This is a genomic window from Chryseobacterium sp. GW823-FHT05E08 (assembly GCF_058795655.1).
Genome location: NZ_JBXAHY010000004.1, coordinates 20,808 through 37,902 on the forward strand (window position 1 = coordinate 20,808; position 17,095 = coordinate 37,902).

Annotated in this window: 15 protein-coding genes; 9 read left to right on the forward strand and 6 right to left on the reverse strand. The window is 34.5% G+C overall.

Annotated features, from left to right (window positions below):
- Nucleotides 1-2: 2 nt before the first annotated feature.
- The 3 genes from AC1Q7L_RS14255 to AC1Q7L_RS14265 all read right to left on the reverse strand — a co-directional run bounded on the left by AC1Q7L_RS14255 (nucleotide 3) and on the right by AC1Q7L_RS14265 (nucleotide 3,054).
- A complete protein-coding gene (locus AC1Q7L_RS14255; protein ID WP_492307007.1) occupies nucleotides 3-1,229 on the reverse strand; it encodes a 3-phosphoshikimate 1-carboxyvinyltransferase in 1,227 nt (408 codons plus the stop codon).
- 89 nt (nucleotides 1,230-1,318) lie between these two features.
- Entirely contained in the window at nucleotides 1,319-1,645 is a 327-nt protein-coding gene (locus AC1Q7L_RS14260) for a nucleotide pyrophosphohydrolase (protein ID WP_047488591.1), read from the reverse strand.
- The gene (locus AC1Q7L_RS14265) at nucleotides 1,645-3,054 is read right to left on the reverse strand and encodes a hypothetical protein (RefSeq protein WP_492307006.1); all 1,410 of its coding nucleotides are present in this window, start codon (nucleotides 3,052-3,054) and stop codon (nucleotides 1,645-1,647) included. Before AC1Q7L_RS14265 ends, AC1Q7L_RS14260 begins: the two co-directional genes overlap by 1 nt.
- A 183-nt stretch (nucleotides 3,055-3,237) precedes the next feature.
- Between AC1Q7L_RS14265 and AC1Q7L_RS14270 the strand changes: the two genes are divergently transcribed.
- From AC1Q7L_RS14270 to AC1Q7L_RS14305, 8 genes are all read left to right on the forward strand, one after another.
- Complete coding sequence (locus AC1Q7L_RS14270; RefSeq protein WP_123981131.1) at nucleotides 3,238-3,489, forward strand: type B 50S ribosomal protein L31; 252 nt, start codon at nucleotides 3,238-3,240, stop codon at nucleotides 3,487-3,489.
- 243 nt (nucleotides 3,490-3,732) lie between these two features.
- Nucleotides 3,733-4,893 (forward strand): GlmU family protein, encoded by a 1,161-nt coding sequence (locus tag AC1Q7L_RS14275; protein ID WP_492307005.1) that lies wholly within the window; start codon nucleotides 3,733-3,735, stop codon nucleotides 4,891-4,893.
- Between the two features lie 98 nt (nucleotides 4,894-4,991).
- Entirely contained in the window at nucleotides 4,992-5,501 is a 510-nt protein-coding gene (locus tag AC1Q7L_RS14280; RefSeq protein WP_066754654.1) for a GFO_1088 family ECF-type sigma factor, read from the forward strand.
- Nucleotides 5,476-6,156: a hypothetical protein gene (locus AC1Q7L_RS14285; protein ID WP_492307004.1), complete on the forward strand. Its 681-nt coding sequence runs from the start codon at nucleotides 5,476-5,478 to the stop codon at nucleotides 6,154-6,156. Before AC1Q7L_RS14280 ends, AC1Q7L_RS14285 begins: the two co-directional genes overlap by 26 nt.
- 67 nt (nucleotides 6,157-6,223) lie before the next feature.
- Entirely contained in the window at nucleotides 6,224-7,504 is a 1,281-nt protein-coding gene (locus AC1Q7L_RS14290; protein ID WP_492307003.1) for a DUF4252 domain-containing protein, read from the forward strand.
- Between the two features lie 13 nt (nucleotides 7,505-7,517).
- Nucleotides 7,518-8,021 carry a DUF4252 domain-containing protein gene (locus AC1Q7L_RS14295; RefSeq protein ID WP_492307002.1) on the forward strand — a complete coding sequence of 168 codons (504 nt, stop codon included), beginning with the start codon at nucleotides 7,518-7,520 and terminating at the stop codon, nucleotides 8,019-8,021.
- A 416-nt stretch (nucleotides 8,022-8,437) separates the two neighbouring features.
- On the forward strand, nucleotides 8,438-9,898 hold the full coding sequence (gene guaB / locus AC1Q7L_RS14300) for an IMP dehydrogenase (RefSeq protein ID WP_410693740.1): 1,461 nt from the start codon (nucleotides 8,438-8,440) through the stop codon (nucleotides 9,896-9,898).
- A 545-nt stretch (nucleotides 9,899-10,443) separates the two neighbouring features.
- Nucleotides 10,444-12,312 carry a zinc-dependent metalloprotease gene (locus tag AC1Q7L_RS14305; RefSeq protein WP_492307001.1) on the forward strand — a complete coding sequence of 623 codons (1,869 nt, stop codon included), beginning with the start codon at nucleotides 10,444-10,446 and terminating at the stop codon, nucleotides 12,310-12,312.
- A gap of 154 nt (nucleotides 12,313-12,466) precedes the next feature.
- Here AC1Q7L_RS14305 and AC1Q7L_RS14310 read toward each other — a convergent pair whose 3' ends face one another.
- The 3 genes from AC1Q7L_RS14310 to AC1Q7L_RS14320 all read right to left on the reverse strand — a co-directional run bounded on the left by AC1Q7L_RS14310 (nucleotide 12,467) and on the right by AC1Q7L_RS14320 (nucleotide 14,936).
- Nucleotides 12,467-13,153, reverse strand: coding sequence for a T9SS type A sorting domain-containing protein (locus tag AC1Q7L_RS14310; RefSeq protein WP_492307000.1), 687 nt, complete (start codon nucleotides 13,151-13,153; stop codon nucleotides 12,467-12,469).
- 6 nt (nucleotides 13,154-13,159) lie between these two features.
- On the reverse strand, nucleotides 13,160-13,753 hold the full coding sequence (locus AC1Q7L_RS14315) for a phage tail protein (protein WP_492306999.1): 594 nt from the start codon (nucleotides 13,751-13,753) through the stop codon (nucleotides 13,160-13,162).
- A gap of 112 nt (nucleotides 13,754-13,865) precedes the next feature.
- Nucleotides 13,866-14,936 carry a DUF4407 domain-containing protein gene (locus tag AC1Q7L_RS14320; protein ID WP_492306998.1) on the reverse strand — a complete coding sequence of 357 codons (1,071 nt, stop codon included), beginning with the start codon at nucleotides 14,934-14,936 and terminating at the stop codon, nucleotides 13,866-13,868.
- A 227-nt stretch (nucleotides 14,937-15,163) separates the two neighbouring features.
- On the opposite strand from AC1Q7L_RS14320, the gene AC1Q7L_RS14325 reads away from it, so the two are divergent.
- Entirely contained in the window at nucleotides 15,164-17,065 is a 1,902-nt protein-coding gene (locus tag AC1Q7L_RS14325; RefSeq protein ID WP_492306997.1) for a zinc-dependent metalloprotease, read from the forward strand.
- Nucleotides 17,066-17,095: the final 30 nt, after the last annotated feature.

Below are 17,095 nucleotides of genomic sequence, written 5' to 3' on the forward strand. Positions count from 1 at the left end.
TATTAGTTTTTAATTAAAATAGTTTCCAAGTCCTCCCAAAACATCGGGTAAGATTTTTCTACTACATCTTCTTCTTCAATATTTAATTCTTTGATCAGACAAAACGGAGCAAAACTCATGGCCATTCTGTGATCTTGGTACGTTTTAATAGAAATATTTTCTTCCGGCTCGTTGAAGCTGATTGATTTGATGGTTAAATCTGTAATTTCAGTTTCTGTTCCCAATTTTTTCAACTCGATATGCAAAGCTGAAAGTCGATCGGTTTCTTTTACTTTCAAAGTTCCCAACCCTGAAATCTCAAATGGAATTTTCAAAGCTGCCGCTGTTACACAAAGTGTTTGTGCGATGTCCGGACAATTATTCATATCTAAAATAATCTTTTCTGGAAATGAAAAATTAGGATCTGGTTGAAGAGTTAGTTTGTGTTCATCTTCTGAGAAAGTCGTTTTAATTCCAAAAAACTTTGCATAGATTTTTGCAATCGCAGAATCTCCCTGAGTTGATTCTTTGTAAAAACTTTTCAGATGAATTGTTTCTCTTCCCAATGCAGAAATAGAGTAGAAGTAAGACGCGGAACTCCAGTCACTTTCGACTTCATAATTGATCATTGATGAATGATCATTGATGAATGGTTCGACTTTTATTACATTGCCAACAAAGCTGTTTTTAATTCCGAATTTCGTTAAAATATCCAGCGTCATTTCAATGTAAGATCTTGAAGTAACTTCACCTATAAGATTAATTTCTAATCCATTTTCCAGTTTTCCTGCGATAAGCAAAAGAGAAGTAATGAACTGACTTGAAATATTGGCAGGAACATTAACCTGCGTTTGAGTAATTTTCTTTCCTGTAATTTTTAAAGGCGGAAAACCTTCATTTTCCATGTATTCAATTTCTACTCCGAGATCCTGAAGAGCGCTTACCAAATTCTTGATAGGTCTTTCCTTCATTCTTTTTGAACCCGTAAGAATTGTAGTTTTTCCTTCGGCGATAGAATAATAAGACGTAAGGAAACGCATTGCCGTTCCTGCATGATGAATGTCTACAATTTCCGTAGTTTCAGACAACGCTTTTTTCAGCAATTGAGTGTCCTGAGAATTGGATAAATTCCCGATTTTTATATTTTTAAACAGACTTTCTAAAATCAACAAACGATTCGAAATACTTTTCGAACCGCTGATTTGTACTGTTTTATCTCCGATTAATTTTGATTTTTCTAGCTTCTTCATTGTTCTTCTTAAAGTTAGGAAGCTAGAGGCGGGAAGCGGGAAGTTTGTATTGCGCTAAACTTCCAGCTTCCATCCTCCATCTTCCTGCATTATTTTAATTTTTCATTATTCTGATGGCGGTCTTTATCGCGATCAGTTTTTATCTTCATTTTTTTATCGAAAGCTTCCTGCAGATTGACTCCGGTTTGGTTGGCAAGACATAAAGTTACAAACAATACATCTGCTAATTCTTCACCAAGATCTTTACTTTTGTCGCTTTCTTTTTCACTTTGTTCACCATATCTTCTGGCGATAATTCTGGCAACTTCACCTACTTCTTCGGTCAGCATTGCCATGTTGGTCAGCTCATTGAAATAACGGACGCCAATTGTTTTTATCCATTCGTCAACTTGCTGTTGCAGATGTGTAATTTCCATTATTGATAGGCTCCAAGTGTTGGACTAGTCGTTCTTGATACGTTAACAATGTCTGTAGGAACGGTTCCTGCAATGGTTGTATTTCCTTTTCCTCTCGCGAAAGAAGCCGGTTTTACTCTTAAATTAAGATGAGCTGTAAAATAGTTTACAAACTGAGGATCTTCATTTTTATAACTCTGGATTACACTTGGATTGCTGTCAAAAGGAAAGCCTGCTTCTGTTGTTCCTGAATATTTCAACAAACTGCTTTGAACGATAAAATTAAACTGTTGTCCCGGTGTCTGCTCAAAACTCACAGAATTATCTCTGTCAGAATACACGATGCTATTTCTGATATTAAGTTGCTGTAATGCGCCCTGTTCTGTTTGTCCGGCATCGTTTTTCCACTCATTGGTTGCGAAAATTCCGTTTCTGTTCATTGAAGAAAGAACTTGAGAATAATTAGCAATCGTAGCATGAGTATAAGTATGATTTCCACCTTTGAAAATTCCAATACAAGATTCTCCACAGTTGTTCATGACTAAGTTTTTAGCATTTACCGTAGAAGCAACAGCGTATATTCCATATTCCTGGAAAGTATGCATAAAAGAATTGCTTATCGTTGCGTTGGTCTGTCTCATATCTAAACCTCTGTTTCCTCCGAAAAGTCTTGCGTGGTTCATATTTAGAGTAGAATTGGCAGCCATTCTGATAGAGTTCCAGTTTTTAGGAATCGTGTCATAATAAGGATCATTTCTGTCTCCTCGAAGAATAACTTCCTTGTCTAAGGTTCCATTAATATTTAAAGTAGATCCTGTAGACACTTTCATTCCGCTGTTTTTGTGGAAATAAACTTTCGTTCCGGCCTGAATATTTAAGACTACACTAGGATTAACGGTAAGGTCTCCGTAAATAATTTTAGCCTTATCATTATTCCATGTTGTATTGCTGCTGATAACATTCGGGTTGGAAGGTGTCTGAATAAAAAACTCAGCATCCTGAACCACAGAGAACAAAGTAACATGTTGCTGACCTGCCGGGCTGGTGAAAATTACTTTATCTTCAGCAATGGCTTCCGGACCTGTAGCCTCAGGAGCAATTTCAACGAAAATGTATAAACTGTCGTTTTTTCTTAGCGGAACATCTTTAAAATCATATCCGGATTTTCCGTCTACATTTATTTTATATAAAGAGGTTGCTCCTTTTTCAAGGTTGATTCTTGGGATCAAAATATCCTTATCTTCATTATTATATACTTTTACAGCATAGGTTTCAGATCGAACCTGATGATAAACCGTATCACAGAATACAGTATCTCTTGAAAAGCTAAGTTGCTGTGAAGGAGCATCAAAATTGATGTCATCTTTGTTACAAGATACCGCAACGAGAAGCATCCAAAAAGAAAAAGCCAGTAATAATTTGAATTTCATCGAAATTAAAGTTTAAATAGATTTCAAATTTAACGAAAATACTTTAATTTTCTTATCAAGAAAAAAATATTGAACGAGTATTTGGAAATTAGAAAAAATATTGTATTTTTGCACCCTAAAATTAGCAGAGAAATACCATTACTATTTCGAAAGCAAAACTTTAATTTTTTAAAAAATTGTATTATGAAAAACGGAATTCACCCAGAAAATTATAGACTTGTTGTTTTCAAAGATATGAGTAACGACGAGGTGTTTCTTTGCAAATCTACTGCAGAGACTAAAGATACTATCGAGTATGAAGGACAGGAGTACCCATTGATCAAAATGGAAATCTCTTCTACTTCTCACCCTTTCTACACAGGAAAAGTGAAGTTGGTTGATACTGCAGGTAGAGTAGACAAGTTCATGAACAAGTACAAAAAATTCTCTAAGTAATTTTTTGCTACTAAAAAATATTAAAGCCTTCCAAGACCATTGGAAGGCTTTTTTGTTTGTAAATAGAAGTTAGTTTTTAAGTTAAGTTTGATTTAAGTTTAGATTTTGTTCTCTATTTAAAATAATTCAGGAAAATTTTATTTGTATTTTTGCATTAAGTAGAAATTAACTAAAAAATGAAATAATAGATTTTATTCCATCTACTAATTTCTAACGACTAACTTCTAACATCTTATATAAAAAATGCAATTAGTATTTTCAGATGCGCAATATTGGGAAGATTTCCTTCCGCTTACTTTTACCCGTCCCGTTGCCGAAATGCGATGCGGAATTCTTACTTTCTCCGAAAGGTGGCAGAAAATTTTAGAAAACACAGAAATTTCTTATTTCACGGAAAATTATTTACAGCAAAAATTTAAAAATCCCGAAGAAAAAGAAAGTCTTTTTTTAGTTACTAATTTTTTGCCTACTGAAAATGTAATTCAGCAAATTAAGGATTTGAAACAAGGTGAAGCTTTGGTTTATGAAGACGAATTGGTCGCAGCAAAGATCAATATGAAAGATTTTTCGCTTCATCAGATTGAAAAAATGACGGATATTAAAGAAGAGCTTATTTTCTTTAAAAAACCAACAGACCTATTTACTTATAATCATCAGGCAATCGATTTTGATTTTGAATTGCTTACAAAAGATAGAACTTCTCAAGAACTTTCTTCTACCAACGGATTTTTGGGCGATAAAAAAGACCTATTTATAGAAGAAGGCGCGCAAGTTGAGTTTTCAACGATTAATACAAAAACCGGGAAGATCTACATCGGTAAAAATGCTGAGGTGATGGAAGGTTGTAATCTGCGCGGTCCGATTACGCTTGGTGAAAATTCTAAATTTCATTTAGGCTCTAAAATTTACGGAGCAACAACCATTGGCCCTCAATGCAAAGTGGGTGGCGAAGTTAATAACATTATTATTTTTGGACACTCCAGCAAAGGTCATGACGGTTTCATTGGAAATTCAGTGATCGGGGAGTGGTGTAATTTCGGAGCAGATACGAATTCATCTAACCTTAAAAATAATTACGGACACGTAAAACTTTGGAACTACAGAACCAAAGCTTTTGAAGATACAGGATTGCAGTTTGCGGGTTTAATTATGGGTGACCATTCTAAAACTGCGATCAATACTCAATTAAATACTGGAACCGTTGTCGGTGTTGCTTCTAATATTTTCAGAGAAGGTTTTCCTCCCAATCTTATAGAGAATTTTTCTTGGGGCGGATTTAAAGGCGATGAAAAATTTAAATTAGATAAAGCCTACGAAGTTGCAGAAAAAGCAATGGCGAGAAGAAAAGTACCTTTAACAGACGATGATAAGGCTATTTTGAAATATGTTTTTGAGACATATTAAACGATTATAAATTAAAACTTCAACATTTTTGAAGTTTTTTTTATTTATGATGTAATAGAATACAATTTTTAATTGTCTTACTAATAGAAACAAAACTCATGACCCAAGAAACTTTTAAGGATACGGTATTCATTCTCAAAAATGAGATGTATCGCTTTGCGAAAAGATTCGTCATGAGTAGTGATGAGGCAGAAGATGTGGTTCAGGATCTGATGATTAAGTTCTGGCAGAAAAAAGAGGAGCTGGCACAATTTGGAAATTTAAAATCCTATGCATTGAAGGCTGTCCGGAACGAATGTTTGAACAGGCTCAAGCACCACGATGTAAGACAAGGGTTTGCAGATCTGCAATTACATCGATCGGAGCTTTACAGTATGGAAGTGAATAATTTAAAAGAACATATTATAGGTTTTATAAATCAGCTTCCGGAGAAACAGAAAATGGTGATCCATTTGAAAGATGTAGAAGAGTATGAAGTTTCTGAAATTTCTGAAATGCTGGAAATGGAAGAAAATGCGGTAAGAGTAAATCTTATGAGAGCAAGACAAAAAGTAAAAGAACAAATCTCACAACTGATGAATTATGAACAACGACAAATTTCAAGATAAATACGACGAAGTCTTCCAAAATATAAAGGAAGAAAAAATGGACTGGGATTTTGAAGATTTCCTTCAAAAAGCAGAAGGCGGAGAATCTGAAAATAAAGAGACTCCAATTATTCCGCTTCAAACGAAAGCTAAACCTTCTTTCCCGAAATGGTTTTGGATGGCAGCAAGTGTAGTTTTGCTTTTCGGAATTGGGTTGATTTTTAATTATAATCAAAAATCCGATGTAGAAGATCAGGCGAGACTTGTTGAAAATCAAATCAAGCAACAGAAAAAAGATTTCATTGAAGAAAATAGCGATCATCAAACGCAGGTTGCTGTGAATCATGTGAATGATACAATTCCTGCAGCGAAAAAAGATTCAATCTTTCAGGAAAATTCTGTGGCAGAGAAAGATGTTTTAGATCAAATTCTTCCCAAAAGAGGAAGATTGAAAAAAGAAAGAAGACCTCAGTTTGTAGATAACTCTTCTTCTAAAAAATATGATTCTTCTAAAAAAGATTCTTCGGGTTACAAAGACTCGTATGTTATTGTAAACGGAAAAAAGATTGAAAATGTAGAAGAAGCTATTAATGTGACTAAGTACTCATTTCAGATATTTGCAAATAACGTTAGTGAAAAATTAGCACAGCCCAAAGTGATGGACGACGATTATTAACCTATAAAACAAAGATTTATGAACCTGATCAGGCATTAATCACCTCAGTAAAAATAAAAATTGACTCATGAAAAAAATATTGATAATATTCGCATTTGCTTTTTCCCATTTCTATAATGTTTATGGGCAAGGAGACAAATTTGATAAACTTTTTGAAAAATATCAGGAGGTAGAAGGTGTAACTTCTATCAAGATAGCAAAACCAATGTTTGGAATGCTCAGCAGTCTTAATATTGACGATGCTCAACTGGATCAGATCAAGCCGTTATTGGCAAAAATCAACGGATTAAAAGTCCTGATCACAGAAAATCCGGAAAAAGCCAACAGCCCGGAAGGTAGAAAAGTTCAGAACAACCTTACGGAATTAAAGAAAGATGTTTCTTCTTATCTTAAGAGTTTAAATTACAGTGAAATAATGTCTGTAAATAACTCCGGAGCGAAAATAAAGTTCCTCTCTTCGGAGGCCAAAGATGGAATTTTGGATGATCTTTTATTAAGCATTAACAGCGACAGCGGAGAAAATATTCTTGTAATGTTGGATGGAAAACTTTCGATGGATGATGTTAATAAGATCATTAATTCAAGTGAGACGAAATCAAATACGATAAGTCATACAAGAAATACGCAGACTTCGGATAATAATCCATCTTATTTGAATGGTGAAGCAAGAAATGTAGGTGAATTTTCAGGAATTAATGTGAGCACAGGTGTAAATGTGGTTTACAAACAGGAAAGTCCAACCAACATCAAAGTTATTGCTGATGCCGACAAGCTTCAATACGTTATTACCAAAGTTGAAAACGGTATTCTGAAAGTTTACATTGATAATAAAGGAGTGAAAAACTTAAGATTTAAAAATTTAAGTGTAAATGTTTCTTCTCCAAGAATGAGTGAGATAAAAACCTCTTCAGGCGCTAATTTTTCAACAGTAAACGCTGTTAATGAAAATAATCTTACGATTGATGCTTCTTCAGGATCTACCATTAAAGGAAAATTCAATGCCTCTAATACAATGAATGTTGAAGCAACATCAGGATCAAATATTAAGGCTGATCTTAATGCTAATAACTTTGCATTGAAAGCTTCAAGCGGTTCTGATACCAGCTTTGAAGGAGAGGTTGCCACAGCGGTATTTGATATAAGCAGTGGAGCGCTTTGTAAGGCAGAAAATTTAAGATCAAACAATGTTGTGGCAGAGTCTACATCGGGTGGAAGTCTTTCTATAAATGTTACCACCAAATTGAAAGTGAAGGCATCTTCCGGAGGTTTGGTAAAATATAAAGGAAATCCTGAAATTGATTCAAATATCAGCAAAATGTCTGGCGGAAGCTTAAAGCCGATTAACTAAAAATCTAATTGCCATGAAAATTTTTAAAAACATTTTTTTAATCGCCTCTACAATGTTTGTGTTGCAATCATGTATAGGAGGTTCTCGCAAGCCTGATATGGATTTTTTCAGCAACACTGATTATGATTTTAAGGGAGCGAAGTTTGAAAGTTTTAATGTGCCCATGTTCTTGGCTAAACCTTTTATTAAAAAAGCTTTAAGAGAAGATGACGGAAATGAAGAATTAGTAAAGCTTGTAAAAAAAGTTTCTAAAATTAAAGTATTGACCGTAGAAAATGGCGACCAGGCAATGTTAAAAGATTATGCTAAATATTTAAATAACAACAATTACGAAAACTGGGCAACCATAAAACACGACGGCGATAACGTAAATATCAGAGTAAAACAAACAGGAGAAACCATAAAAAACATGCTGATAACAGTAAACTCCGATAAGGAATTGGTTTTTGTAGACGTAAAAGGTAGTTTTACCGCAGATGATATTTCAAAAATGATTAATTCTGCAACAGATAAGTAAATTTTTTAAAACCCTTCATATACTCAATTATTTTGTACAGGAAAACCGTTCTTTTTAGGACGGTTTTTATGCTTAAGACATTAAATATTTTAATTTATTTATTGAAATTAATTAAAATTTTGCGCAATAAATTAAATTAACATTAAAATAATAATGAAATACTTGTTTCTGTATATTTCTAGCGTATTTTTGCAGAAAAATAATCAGCTATAGTTTTTTGATATAGCAAATGAAGTTTTCATCATATTCAGAATAAGTTAACCCTTATATATTCAAGTTATTTTGTACAAGAAAGACCGTTCCTAATAAGTTCGGTTTTTTTTGATTTAAATTATTGATTATTAATTTTTATTTAAACTATTGAATCGCCCTTTCATATCTCGTTCAAATAGCCTAATTTTGCAAAGAAAGTAAAGATGTCTATTCATAACAAAATTGTAGAGGCAGCCATCACTTTCGATGACGTTCTTCTAGTTCCTTCTTATTCAGAAGTTTTACCTAACCAGGTTTCATTAAAATCAAGACTTACCGATAAAATAACGCTGAATGTTCCGATAGTTTCTGCTGCAATGGACACAGTTACTGAAGGTGACCTCGCTATTGCTTTGGCAAGAGTTGGAGGTTTAGGTTTCATTCACAAAAACATGACGATCGAAGAGCAGGCTGCACAGGTTAACCGTGTAAAGCGTTCTGAAAACGGAATGATCTCAGATCCTGTTACCCTTTCAAAAGATCATACCTTGGCTGAGGCTAAAGAAACGATGAGCAGATATAAAATCTCAGGTTTACCGGTTGTAGATGCTAATAATGTATTGATCGGAATCATCACCAACAGAGATGTAAAATATCAGGAAAACCTTGATATGAAGGTTGAAGAGATCATGACGAAAGAAAATCTGATCACTTCTGATAAAAATACCAACCTTGAGCAGGCAAAAGAAATTCTTCTTAAAAGCCGTGTTGAAAAACTTCCAATCGTAGATTCTGAAAATAAATTGGTTGGTTTGATTACCATTAAAGATATCGACAATCAATTAGAATATCCAAACTCAAATAAAGATCAAAAAGGTCGCCTTATCGTAGGTGCCGGAGTTGGTGTTGGAGAAGATACAATGGATAGAATTGCAGCATTGGTAAAAGCTGGTGTTGATATTATCGGTATTGATTCTGCTCACGGACATTCTAAAGGTGTTTTGGATAAAATTTCTCAAATCAGAGAAGCGTATCCAGATTTAGATATCGTTGGTGGGAATATCGTAACTGCTGAAGCTGCAGAAGATTTAATTAAAGCAGGTGCAAACGTTCTTAAAGTAGGTGTTGGTCCGGGTTCTATCTGTACAACGAGAGTTGTTGCAGGAGTTGGAGTTCCTCAATTATCTGCTATTTATAACGTTTACGAATATGCTAAATCTAAAAATGTAGCCGTAATTGCTGATGGAGGGATTAAACTTTCAGGAGATATCGTTAAAGCTATCGCAAGTGGGGCAGGAGCAGTAATGCTAGGTTCACTTTTAGCTGGAACTGATGAAGCTCCGGGAGAAGAAATTATTTTCCAAGGTAGAAAATTCAAGTCTTATCAGGGTATGGGAAGTCTTTCTGCAATGAAGAGAGGTGGAAAAGAAAGATATTTCCAAAGTGAAGCTAAGAAATTCGTTCCGGAAGGAATTGAAGGTAGAGTTCCTCACAAAGGAAAATTGGAAGATGTAATTTTCCAATTGACAGGAGGTTTAAGAGCCGGAATGGGATATTGTGGTGCTAAAGATATTGAAGCTTTACAAACAGACACCAAAATGGTAATGATCACAGGAAGCGGATTGAAAGAATCTCACCCTCATGATGTTATCATCACTCAGGAAGCTCCGAATTATTCTTTATAAGAAAATTTTAAGAGATAAATTAAAAGCCACACAATTTGTGTGGCTTTTGTGTTTTTAATGATTGCTGTAATAGAATTATCAATAGGAGCGGACTTTAGTCCGCTTTCAAAATGTAGATCGGAAAATTGGCTTTAGCCAAAACTTATATTTAAATCAGTTGGTGGCTGAGGTTCTCGAAGCCAAAATTTAATCAATCTTCAACGAAGAAATTAAGTCAATGAATCAATTGTGTTATGTAGGATTTGCATTAAGATTAAAACATTGCACTAGATTTTATTTTTCTAATATCATATTTGAAAATTTTGACGATGTTAATCATTAAATTGATAGAATTTTAGTTAAAATTAGTCATTAACATCCAAATACTTACTAACGACACCTTAAATTAATTTTAACATAAATATAATATTGGTGTAACAAATCAAAAATAATGGGGACATATTGTAAATATTTTGATTGTTTTAACCAATTAAATGAATTTTTAAAGGGTTGTAACAACATTATGTAAATAATATTAAATTTGAATACGTTTAAATTAGAAAACAATGAAGAGAATTTTCCTTTATGGGGCGCTTGTGTTATCCGTTTCATTAACTGCACAACAACAAAGATGGTGTGGTTTTGATCAAACAATACAAGAACAGGACAAAGCTAATCCTGGATTAAGACAGACCTTTGATAAAATTATTCAAAAGGTTCATGCTGAAAAGAAGAATAATTCTTCTTCAGCGTTTGGGAAGACGGTAAATGGAGTTTATGAAATACCTGTGGTAGTTCATTTGATTTATCCGTCTGGTGCGGCAGTTGGAAGTACTTATAATAAAACTGATGCTCAGATCCAAGCATGGCTTGATCGTGCTAATCAGATGTATGCAGGAACTTACGCTTGGCCGGCTGCTGGTGTACCAGCTGATTTTGGACAGGCTCAAGTATTTCCTATCAAATTGGTATTGGCAAAAAGAGATCCAAACTGTAATGCAACAACAGGTATCGTAAGATATGATGGTGGAACATTAGCTGGATATAATGCATCTGGTATGGCTTATACAACCGCAACTGGTGCAAGTAGAGCAGCTATCAAAGGATTGGCTCCACACTGGCCGGAAGCATCTTATTTTAATATTTATGTAATCAGTATGTTTGATGCTGATCCTACACCTAATGCAGGTTTGATGGGGTTTGCAGCATTTCCGAACAATCTTGATGCAAATTACGAATCGTTCATGAAGTCAGGTGTTGTTACCAATGCTCATGACACTACTTTTGCACACGAATTCGGACATGCGATGGGACTTTATCACACTTTCCAAGGTGGAACTTACGATGCTGTTCCTGGTGATGCAGATTTCTGTCCGCCAACTACTGGTGTTTGTGCAGATGATGATGACGGTGTTTGTGATACAGAAAGAGCGGGAAGTGGTTATACATTATGGCCGGTACCTACGAATTCTCAGCTTAACCCTTGTACAGGTGTAAATTATCAAGGTGTACAATATAATATGATGAATTATTCTAATTCTGTTGCACAGAAATTTACTTCAGGTCAGGGAGATAGAATTAATGATTTATTTATGTTGATCAGAAGTAGTTTAACGACTTCTAAAGGAGCTACAGCTTTACCTGCAACTCCGGTTGTTACTGGAACTCCGGTTGCTGCTGCTTGTACGCCTCCGGGAGTTACTACTCCGGGAAGTTATTTGGTAGGGCCAACTTCTGTTAAACTTGGACAGATTGATAATTCTTCAGCTGGTTATTGGGCTGGAGCACCTTCTTATTATGTAGATTATACTACGCAAACATGTAGAGCAAATAGTTTTACAGAATTATTAGTTACTCAACAACAAACTATTCAGGTTGGATTTGTGAATAATGACCAGTCAGTTAGAGCTTGGATTGATTATAACAATAACGGAACATTTGAAGCATCAGAATTGGTTGCTTCAGGTAATGATGTTGCTGTAGATGCTAACGGACAAGGATTATTGAGTGCTACATTCACTGCTCCTGCTTCAACAGTATTAAATACTCCTTTAAGAATGAGAGTTATTGCTGATGCTCCTAACAACCCTGCTACAATGACTGCATGTGGACAATTAGCTTACGGGCAGGCAGAAGATTATACTGTGAAATTTGTTAATACTTTAGGAACTGCTGACGTAAAAGCAAGTGACAATGACTTTGTAATTTATCCTAACCCAAGTGTTGCTGGAGATAAAGTGTTTATTAAAGCTAAAAACGCTAAAAATCTTGATGTTACAATTTCTGATATGTCAGGAAGATTAGTAGCAACTCCAACTTTAACACAGGAAAGTAACGGAACTTTCAGAGTAAATCATAACCTTGAAAAAGGAGTTTATATGGTTCAGATCTCTAACGGAAAAGATACCAAAACTGCTAAATTGATTATTAAATAATTATTTTAAAATCAAAAATATCAAAGCCTCTATTTTATAGGGGCTTTTTTTGTTGTCCAAATATTTTTGTTGAAAATTAAGCTATTCTTTATTTTTAAAACTAAAAAAAGCTTCCGGAATTCCGAAAGCTTTAATTAAATAGAAATTTAATATTCTATTTCTTCACGAACTTAAATTCATGAATTTGAGAATCTCTAGTATTTATCCTTAGTAAATAAACTCCCGAAGTTAATTGTGATACATTTATTTTTTTGCTGAATGCTTCTGATACTACCAGTTGCCCAGCCATGTTGTAAATATGAACAGATTCCGCTTTTTCAATACCTGAAATACTGATGATTTCTGATACCGGATTAGGGAAAATCTGGATTTTAGTTTTTGTAAGGTCTGATGATGTTCCTAAGGTAGAAGTATGAACATCTCCTGTCATTGTAGAGTTTGCCGATGTAAGGCTTCCTCCACATTGTCCGGTAGTAATTGCTGTATTTTCAACCCAAGTACCGATTGTGTTGGCTGGAGGATTTACAAAAGCACTGTTTCCGGTAGAGTTATAATAAATAAGATTCGGACTTGCAAAAGTACCATTTCCTTCATCTGCTAAAAACTCCCATCTCGTTAAAGTATTGTTCCATTGAATTTTAAATTCACAAGTTCCCAAACCTCCACAAGGCTGTCCGTCAACAGGTGTTGTAATATAGATGCCTTTTCCATAGGTGTCAACTCCTGTTTTAGTAAAGGTGAAAACCTGGTCATCAAATAAATTATAACAGCCCTTAAACGTTATTGTCTGCGCAAAAGCTGAGCTTCCGAGCGCAAGACATAATAAATATAAAGCTTTCATAATCTATTAAAATTGTGATGGGAAGACTCCTTGTAACGAAATAATACATTTCAAAGTAAGGAATGGTGGTCTGTTTTCGTGTGGTTGATTTCCTCCTGCCGGATTTACCATAGTAGATTTCATCGTCGTGTTGGGAGTAGCATCAGAATATTCCTTATCTAATAATTTAGTATCTGCAGGAAGTGCGTTTGTTGGACTATTTTGGTTTCCTTCAGCTGTTACAGCACTCACGGTGTGTGAGTGAGAAGGCATTTGTGTTACCAATAAAGTAACAGATTCTGAACCGCCGGTTTGTCCCATTGTATAATTCGTAGGACCTCCCGTAGCCTGACCTTCGTGAACAAGCATTCTTCCTCTCATATCAGGTAATGCAAAAGTAGTTGTTCCATTTCCTCCGTATTGAGTTCCTAAAAGAGAAAAAAGTGCCTGATTTTGTGAGATTGCTAATAATTGTCCGTTACATGCTGCCCAGTTTTTAGGAACAAAGTTATACGGTACGAAAGCTATTTGTCCAAGAAAAGGTTCTGATGCTTGGGCTTTTAAGGTAGGTGTAAATGCACAGCTAATAAGCAGTGCGCATGCAAATGTAAAGTTTTTCATGATAATCAAGTTTAGTGGAGTAAAGTTAAATAATATTTTACATATTTAGATTATTAAAATAAAAAACCTTTCAGAGTTAACTGAAAGGTGATATTGTGTTAAAATAGAGGTTCTATTTATGTAGGTTATCTTTAAAGTCTTCTATCCTAAAATGGGTAAGCGCATTTCCTTTTTCAATTTTTTCTTTAGCATAAAGTCGGAAATCATTTTCAGTTTTTTCCAGAAGATGATCGTAAGGGCCAACGGCTGAAATTAGCTTTACCAATACAGGCGAAATTTCAAGACAAATGAAAAGTCCCATAATGAAAGCAGCTGCTAATCCGATAATGGCTGAATTTTTTCCTAATTCATCCAAAGCCTGTAGTCTCGCAGCAAATCCGTTGAACTTATCTTCAAAAGTTTCTGTTGATTTTCTTTCTGTTTCAAGGTTCGTATATACTTTTGAAATCTCTTTATCCAAATAGTCCAGTCGTGGTGAAATTTGTTTCTGATAATTTTCCAGATCCTGTCTACGCTGTTCTTTAAGCTCCTGCTTACGTTTTGCATTTGGTCCGAAACCTTCTTTTCCGCTTGTTAAGCCTGATTGTTTTCCTAAAATCTCTTTTTCTAATTCTACAGCAGCAGAATCATATGATTTTTGATATTGAACAACCTTTTCCGAGATTTGTTTCTTTTCTGTTTCAAAAGGTCCACTTTGCTGCAAAATTCTTCCATTCATTTCGCCTTGAAGTTGCTTTTTATTTCTCTGAATAATGGTATTCAATTGTTTATTAACTTCTTTTTCAAAAATTTTAAGTTCTAAAGGTTTAGAAATAATAATTCCCAAAAAAGTTGCTAAGATCAAACGTGGAATTGCCATTAAGATCTGATTCCACCATGTTCCTGTTTTTTTAATTGATGAAACAATGTAACGGTCAAGATTGAAGATCATCAGTCCCCACAAAATTCCGAAACCAATGGATGCCCAAATATTATCAAATACCGTAAACATTGCATAACCTGCCGAAAGTGTTGCAAAAACAGCAGTAAAAAGTACGATACCTCCGATGCCTGCAAACTTGTTCCATTCGCTCGGTGTTTTTCGTAGAATATGGATGTTTCCTCCGGAGCAAATCATCAGAAACTTCTGGAACCAATTTATCTTATGATTCACCTGATTTATAGTTTGTTGATTATTTTTCATTATTGAAAATTTATACAAAAGTAATACTAAAAATCGTACCAATGTTAAAGATAGTATTATGTTTTACCAAGTATAATCATTTTTACATTTAAATTATTGTAAATCAAAGTTTTATATTTTTGATTTAATTGTAATAAAAATTCCTTTCTTTTTATTGAGATTTTCAATTTGCATTTTAATAAAAAAAACATAGTTTTGCAATAAATAAAATAAGAAAAAGTATAAGAATGAAAAGAATTATTAGTTTTTTTGCGTTAATGGTTTTTATTAATGCATTTTCTCAAAATCAACAAAAAGAATGTGGTTTTGATGTAATAATGAAGAAAATGGATAACCGTTATCCAGATTTAAAGAAAAAAAGAGAAGAAGCTGATGCTAAGTTTGCAAGTATCGATAAGCAATCAAGTTTAAATAAATTTGGAGCAACAACTTCTTGGAATGCTTTATACACAGGACAGGTTTATGAAATTCCTGTTGTAGTACACGTGATTGAATCTCAGGCTACTGCAAACGCAAATTTAGCCTTAACAGATCAGGAAATTATCAACTGGATCGACAGAGCCAACAAAATGTATGCTACAACATACGGAAATGGTTTCTATGCTGAAGGTACAGGGCCAACAGGAGGAGCGGTAATGCCGTTTAAGCTTGTTTTGGCTAAAAGATCTCCTAGCTGTATGCCTACATCAGGAATCATCAGATATAACGGAAGTACACTTCCATCATATGATACATACGGAGTAAAAATGCAAAGTAATAATGGAGCTGCTGATTATGATATTAAAAATCAATTGGCTCCGCACTGGCCGGAAACATCATATTTCAATATTTATGTAGTTACAGGTTTTGATGGTCAACAGCAATTATCTTACGGATTAATGGGATATGCAATGTTCCCGGATGCTTATGATTACAGCTATGAAAGTTTTATGAAAGTGGCTACCATTAAAAATTCTAATGATACAACCCTTACGCACGAGTTGGGACATGCATTTGGTCTTTATCATACTTTTCAGGGAGTTTCTTATACGAGCCAGACCACTTGTCCTGTAAATAATAACTGTGCAACAGATGGCGACAGAGTTTGTGATACTTCACCTTCAAGAAGTATGTATGGCGTTGCTGTTCCAAATAACACGGCTACAGATCCTTGTACAAGTCAAAACTACGACGGAACACAATATAATATTATGAATTATACCAATGTGGAACGTAAATTTACAGACGGACAAAGAGACAGAGCGGTATTAATGATGATGGAATACAGAAAGAATCTAATGAATTCAATTGCGGGAAAAGATCCTTCAGTGGTTGTTACTTCTCCGGTTTCTGTTGTTGCAGCTCAGTGTAACCCTGCAGGAACGGCTCACCCAACCAATAATAACTTTGCGATTGGACCTTATAAAGTGAGTTTTGCATCGATCAGCAGTACAACAAACGGATATGATTCTGATGAGGTGGCGCCAATTTATTACGCTGATTATTCTACGGCAACTTGTATTAGACCTGCATATTACACAGATATCAACTCAAATTCTAGTACTCCGTTGAAAGTGACATATATGAACGGATTTAGCCAAGCTGATAAATTTAGAACAAAGGTTTGGATAGATTATGACAATAGCGGAACTTTTGAAACTAGTGAATTGGTGGTGAATAATACTTCTGCAACTGCTATGGCTTCAGGAGCTGTTGTAACGCTTACAAATAATATTACTCCACCGGCTTCTGCTGTAAAAAACATTTATTTAAGAATGAGAATTGCGGTAGATGCAGCAACATTTGCTTCAGCAGCACTTCCTGATTTTACGGCTTGTTCGCAATTGCAATATGGGCAAATGGAAGATTATGCAGTGAAGATCTTAGATGTATTAGGTACTTCTGAGGTTAAAGACAATTCAGATGCTAAAATTGTGTATTCAAAAGCAGATAACAAGCTTACGCTTGTAGGAAGTAGAAACAATATATTTGGAGATTATCAGATCTATGACCTTAGTGGAAAACTGATCCAAAAAGGAATTTCTAAAACAAATGAAGTTCAAATCAATCAGGAGTTGGTAAAAGGAGCTTACATCATTAATTATTCAGATAAAGATCAAAAAGGATCTAAGAAATTTTTAAATAACTAAATTACCAGAAGCCCTTTTTAATTAAAGGGC

Excerpts from the sequence above, each read along its gene's own strand:
- AC1Q7L_RS14255 (WP_492307007.1), bottom strand. The coding sequence starts at position 1,229 with ATGAAGAAGCTAGAAAAATCAAAATTAATCGGAGATAAAACAGTACAA.
- AC1Q7L_RS14260 (WP_047488591.1), bottom strand. The coding sequence starts at position 1,645 with ATGGAAATTACACATCTGCAACAGCAAGTTGACGAATGGATAAAAACA.
- AC1Q7L_RS14265 (WP_492307006.1), bottom strand. The coding sequence starts at position 3,054 with ATGAAATTCAAATTATTACTGGCTTTTTCTTTTTGGATGCTTCTCGTT.
- AC1Q7L_RS14270 (WP_123981131.1), top strand. The coding sequence starts at position 3,238 with ATGAAAAACGGAATTCACCCAGAAAATTATAGACTTGTTGTTTTCAAA.
- AC1Q7L_RS14275 (WP_492307005.1), top strand. The coding sequence starts at position 3,733 with ATGCAATTAGTATTTTCAGATGCGCAATATTGGGAAGATTTCCTTCCG.
- AC1Q7L_RS14280 (WP_066754654.1), top strand. The coding sequence starts at position 4,992 with ATGACCCAAGAAACTTTTAAGGATACGGTATTCATTCTCAAAAATGAG.
- AC1Q7L_RS14285 (WP_492307004.1), top strand. The coding sequence starts at position 5,476 with ATGAACAACGACAAATTTCAAGATAAATACGACGAAGTCTTCCAAAAT.
- AC1Q7L_RS14290 (WP_492307003.1), top strand. The coding sequence starts at position 6,224 with ATGAAAAAAATATTGATAATATTCGCATTTGCTTTTTCCCATTTCTAT.
- AC1Q7L_RS14295 (WP_492307002.1), top strand. The coding sequence starts at position 7,518 with ATGAAAATTTTTAAAAACATTTTTTTAATCGCCTCTACAATGTTTGTG.
- guaB (WP_410693740.1), top strand. The coding sequence starts at position 8,438 with ATGTCTATTCATAACAAAATTGTAGAGGCAGCCATCACTTTCGATGAC.
- AC1Q7L_RS14305 (WP_492307001.1), top strand. The coding sequence starts at position 10,444 with ATGAAGAGAATTTTCCTTTATGGGGCGCTTGTGTTATCCGTTTCATTA.
- AC1Q7L_RS14310 (WP_492307000.1), bottom strand. The coding sequence starts at position 13,153 with ATGAAAGCTTTATATTTATTATGTCTTGCGCTCGGAAGCTCAGCTTTT.
- AC1Q7L_RS14315 (WP_492306999.1), bottom strand. The coding sequence starts at position 13,753 with ATGAAAAACTTTACATTTGCATGCGCACTGCTTATTAGCTGTGCATTT.
- AC1Q7L_RS14320 (WP_492306998.1), bottom strand. The coding sequence starts at position 14,936 with ATGAAAAATAATCAACAAACTATAAATCAGGTGAATCATAAGATAAAT.
- AC1Q7L_RS14325 (WP_492306997.1), top strand. The coding sequence starts at position 15,164 with ATGAAAAGAATTATTAGTTTTTTTGCGTTAATGGTTTTTATTAATGCA.